This window comes from Pseudoalteromonas sp. SR45-5 (assembly GCF_014163565.1).
GTDB lineage: Bacteria > Pseudomonadota > Gammaproteobacteria > Enterobacterales > Alteromonadaceae > Pseudoalteromonas > Pseudoalteromonas distincta.
In genome coordinates this window covers 1-5,093 of the sequence record NZ_JACJDN010000282.1, presented here as the reverse complement: position 1 = coordinate 5,093, position 5,093 = coordinate 1, and the positions used below count along the sequence as shown (strand labels likewise).

4 protein-coding genes are annotated in these 5,093 nt (G+C 41.4%); all 4 read right to left on the bottom strand.

Annotated features, from left to right (window positions below; translation table 11 throughout):
- Nucleotides 1-244: 244 nt before the first annotated feature.
- Nucleotides 245-1,252, bottom strand: a complete 1,008-nt coding sequence (gene ruvB, locus H5072_RS11470) for a Holliday junction branch migration DNA helicase RuvB (protein WP_002960645.1) — start codon at nucleotides 1,250-1,252, stop codon at nucleotides 245-247.
- 7 nt (nucleotides 1,253-1,259) lie between these two features.
- A complete protein-coding gene (ruvA, locus tag H5072_RS11465) occupies nucleotides 1,260-1,877 on the bottom strand; it encodes a Holliday junction branch migration protein RuvA (RefSeq protein ID WP_002960647.1) in 618 nt (205 codons plus the stop codon).
- A 2-nt stretch (nucleotides 1,878-1,879) separates the two neighbouring features.
- Nucleotides 1,880-2,404, bottom strand: a complete 525-nt coding sequence (gene ruvC / locus H5072_RS11460) for a crossover junction endodeoxyribonuclease RuvC (RefSeq protein WP_002960649.1) — start codon at nucleotides 2,402-2,404, stop codon at nucleotides 1,880-1,882.
- 129 nt (nucleotides 2,405-2,533) lie between these two features.
- A complete protein-coding gene (locus H5072_RS11455) occupies nucleotides 2,534-5,035 on the bottom strand; it encodes an ABC transporter permease (RefSeq protein ID WP_182693593.1) in 2,502 nt (833 codons plus the stop codon).
- Nucleotides 5,036-5,093 lie beyond the last annotated feature (58 nt).

Genomic DNA, 5,093 nt, shown 5'->3' with positions numbered 1-5,093 from the left:
TATAAACTAATAATTGCCCTACCTAATTTACAATAAGTAATTCGCTTACTAGTTTGAATGGTACGCAGGATAGCCTCGCGAGTCTTAACGCCCTGTGAATTAACAGTTAACTATAAAGCGTATTAGTATTTTGAAATAACATTTGCAACAGTGTGTTGAGGTTTTGAGTATAATAATTTGAAACAAAGGGATACTGAAACAATTACCTGCTGCGCTATAAACCACAGCAAGTAAAGTATATAGGCTAGTCTTTTTTAGGAAGTAAACCAAAGTGATGGTATGCACTGTCAGACACTATGCGCCCGCGTGGAGTACGCTGAATAAATCCTTGCTGGATTAAAAATGGCTCTATTACATCTTCTATTGTTTCGCGCTCTTCACCAATAGCAGCCGCTACATTGTCGAGCCCCACTGGGCCGCCCATAAATTTTTCGATTATGGCGAGTAAATATTTGCGGTCCATATAATCAAAACCACTTTTATCTACGTCAATCATATCAAGGGCTTGCTTAGCTACATCGGCGTTTACTGTGCCGTCAGATTTTACTTGAGTGTAATCGCGTACACGGCGCAATAAACGGTTTGCAATACGTGGTGTGCCGCGCGAGCGCTGGGCAATTTCGGTAGCGCCATCGTCACACATTTCTAAACCAAGATAATGTGCAGAGCGCCCTACTATGTGCGATAAATCTTCTACAGAATAAAACTCTAATCGCTGCACAATTCCAAAACGGTCACGCAGTGGCGATGTAAGCGAGCCTGCTCGTGTGGTTGCACCAATGAGTGTAAATGCAGGTAAGTCTAATTTAATAGAACGCGCAGCTGGGCCTTCACCAATCATTATATCAAGCTGGTAGTCTTCCATTGCGGGATACAGTATTTCTTCAACTTGCGGGCTTAGCCTGTGTATTTCATCGATAAACAGTACATCGCCCTCTTCTAAATTAGTAAGTAGAGCAGCTAAATCGCCTGCTTTTTCAAGTACAGGGCCTGATGTTGTTTTAATACTTACGTGTAACTCATTGGCTACAATATTTGCAAGCGTGGTTTTACCAAGCCCAGGTGGGCCAAATATTAATAAATGATCAAGCGCTTCACCACGGGTTCGGGCAGCTTCAATAAAAATTTCCATTTGCTGCTTAACATGAGGCTGGCCTCTGTAGTCGGCTAAAAGTTTTGGTCTTATTGCACGATCTATAGAGTCTTCATTTGTTTTTTCAGTCGCATCAATTAAGCGATCCGCTTCAATCATGGGTTACTCACAACATAGATTTTAAAGATTCTCTAATAAGAACCTCAGTAGACATATCGGGTTTACTTATCGATTTTACTGCTTTTTGAGCTTGTGGCAATTTATAACCTAATGCAAGCAGTGCCGATACGGCATCATCCGCTGCATTATTAGCAATTGTCGCATCGCTCATTGGCTCTATTACTGCGCTGTCGCTAAATGGCGTAAATAAATCATTACCCCAATCTTTTAATCTGTCTTTCATTTCGAGTACTAAACGCTCGGCTGTTTTTTTACCGACACCCGGTAATTTAACTAGCGATGTTGAGTCTTCGTTATTTACACAACTTACAAATTGCTTTGCCGACATGCCCGATAAAATAGCTAAGCCAAGTTTTGGCCCAACGCCATTTGCTTTTAATAGCTCTCTAAACAAGGCGCGTTCAACTTTATTATTAAAACCAAATAATAATTGAGCATCTTCACGCACTACAAAGTGGGTGTAAACAATCGCGTTTTCACCAATTTTTGGTAAATCGTAAAAACAGGTCATTGGCATTTGTACTTCGTAACCGACACCACTTACTTCGAGTAATATTTCTGGTGGCTGTTTTTCGACTAAAATACCATTTAAGCGGCCTATCATAGTTATTTCCTTAGACGTCCTCTAACGGTTTTGCTTGCGCTACCCGCTAGTTTAATTAAATTTTGTTCTGAGTGGGCGTGGCAAATCGCAATAGCGAGTGCATCTGCTGCATCGGCCTGTGGCGTACCGGGTAGTTTTAAAATATTTTTTACCATGTGTTGCACTTGTGTTTTATCTGCGCCACCGTTGCCTACTACTGCTTGCTTAATTTGCCTAGCTGAGTATTCAAATACGGGTAAGTCGGCCATCGCAGCGCCAACTATCGCAGCGCCTCTAGCTTGGCCTAGTTTTAAAGCTGAATCGGGGTTGTGCGCCATAAATACTTTTTCAATGGCAAAGGTTTCTGGCGAAAACTGCTCAATAAGCTGTGTAATGCCTTGGTAGATCATTTTAAGCCTAACCGGAAAAGGATGATCGGCTAACTTAATACAGCCACTGCCTAAGTATGTAAATTTAGAACCTTGGTGGGCAACAACGCCATATCCGGTCAAACGTGAACCAGGATCGATCCCTAAAATGATGGCCAAACAGCGCTCCATTGTTATTATTTTTAAATTACGCTAATAATGCCAGAGCACTGTATAAATTACCAGTACAAAGAAAAACAAAAATGCCCACGTACTAGGTGGGCATTTACAGAGCATGTTAGTTTAAGCTTACTCTAGGGCACGCACTAATCCTTGGGTGTTTTGTTTAAGTGTTCGGGCAATCATTAAATAACCTAAACCTGCCACAAATACGCCGCCAGCTACCGGACCTATAATCCATATATGTGGGTGTAACTTACCTGCTAAATCAAACATTTGTTGCTGCACAATCAAAAGCGCTATATCACTAAAAAATGCAGCCACTAAACCAGCTAAACCGCCTAGTAATAAAAACTCATACAGGGTCGCGTTTTTAATTAATCGGCTTTTAGCGCCAAGCGTTCGCAGTATGACAATTTCTTGCATACGCTCACCTAAACTAGCTTGCACTTGTGATATAAGTACAAGCGCGCCACACAGCACAACAATTGCAAGTACAAAGCCAATGGCGAGCGATACTTGCGAAATAGTAGTTTGTATTTGCTTAACAAAGTTATCAATATCAATGGCTGTAATAGTAGGGTAAGTACGTAATAACTGGCTAAAGTCACGTTTTTGATCTGGATTTATACGTACCGACGAAATATACGTCGCGGGAAAATCTGCAAGTACATCAGGGCTTAAAATAATAAAAAAGTTAGGTTTAAGCGTGGCCCAATTTACTTTGCGCACACTGGTGATTTTAGCGTCGAACGACTGCGAACCAATTAAAAATGTAAGCGTATCGCCTATCTCAACATCTAAACGCTCAAGCATCGACTCCTCTACTGAAGCCTCAGCCATCGCATTGTCACCAAACCACGAGCCTTGTGTTACTTCATTTTGGTCAGGCACATCTTTAAGCCATGTAAGGTTTAGCTCGCGGCCAATACCTGCACGTGCTTCTTCGTCTTTTTTCTCGTTGTCTTGCAGCGATACAGAACGTGCTACCAACTCGCCGTTTACCGCATTTACGCGCCCACGAATAGTTGGATAAAACTCTGATACCTGAATATCTTTTTGAGCTAAATATTCATTAATTGGCTCTAGCTCATTTTGCGTAATATTAACCAAAAACGCATTAGGCGCGTCGCTTGGAAGTTGCGACTGCCAATCAGATATCATGTCGTTTTTAAGTACCACTAAAAACAGCAGTAATTTAATCGCTAACGAAAAACTAATTAACTGTACCGCGTTCACATTTGCACGCTTTTGGATAGATGCAATTGCAAGCGACCAACTATTACCTGGCTTTAATCCTAGCTTTCGACCACCACCAAATATTAATTTAGATACTAAAAACAGCACACCAATTAGCGCAAGTGTTGATATAAACAAAATAAGCGTTATTTTTATGTTGTTACTAAATAACCACATTAATAAAAACACAGTTAGCGCACTCATACCTAAATGCACACGACTTACAGCCAACTTGTCACCTAAGTTACGGCGCAGTACTCTAAGCGGTGGAATATCAAATAAATCAAATAACGGTTTAATAGAAAACATAACGGCACAAATTACGCCAGTGCTTATAGCTACCAGCCAAGGTTTAAAGCCACCTAAAGGCAGCTCTGTGCCCATACTTTTTGATAAGTAACTTGTTGCTATTTCTTGCAAGCCATAACCAATTAACAGCCCAATACTTACCGCCATTGCACATACAAGCAATAAATGGAGCATGTATATTTTGCGGATCATTGAACGGCTACCGCCTAGCGTTTTCATCATCGCTACTGGGTCGTATTGGCGTTCACAATAACGTTTTGCTGAAACAGCTATAGCCACTGCGGCTAAAATAATGCCCAGTAAACCAGCAAGTAATAAAAAGCTCTCAGCGCGGTTTAAGCTGTTTGAAATGGGTGATTGGCGGTCTTTAACGCCATACCATTGTTGGTTTTCTTTCATTTGTGGTTTAAGCCACTCGTAAAAGCTATTTATGTCGGCCTCACTACCTGCATAAAGTTGGCGGTAATAAACTCGACTACCCGGCTGCACAACTTCAGTTTTTGCAACATCGTCAATATTAATAAGCACACGACGGCTACTTGAAAATACATTAAATGGCGCGTCTGGCTCTTCTACAATAACTTTTGAAACATTAAATAATGCCGCGCCAAGCTCTACTTGCGCGCCTATATCAATATTTAAACTGTAAAATACCGACTCACTTAGCCACACATTACCCGGCGTTGGCCCGCTATTAGCAACTTTAGTTTCACCGGTTAGGGTATCTTTAACTTTTAACTGCCCTTTTAGCGGGTACGCATTAGATGCCGCTTTTACTGAGCTAAACTGCATTTCATCATCGGCAAACAACATAGTGTCGAAATACACCATTTGCGCCGTTTTTAAATTTTGGCTCTGTGCTTGAGTAATAAAAGCGGTGTCCAGAACATGGTCGCTTGCAAGTACACGGTCTGCTGCAATAAAAGCACTGCTTTTTTGCGCAATACTTTGCCCTATTCGCTCAGTAACCATCGACAGTGTAAGCACGGTTAAAACAGCAAGGGCGATAGCTGCGCTTATAACCGTGAGCTCACCACGGCGAAATTCTCGCGAAAATAACTTAAGCGCTAACTTAACCCACATTAGCAACATCCTCTACTTGGCTTTTTACCAGTAAACCCGCTTCTATTTGAATAATGTG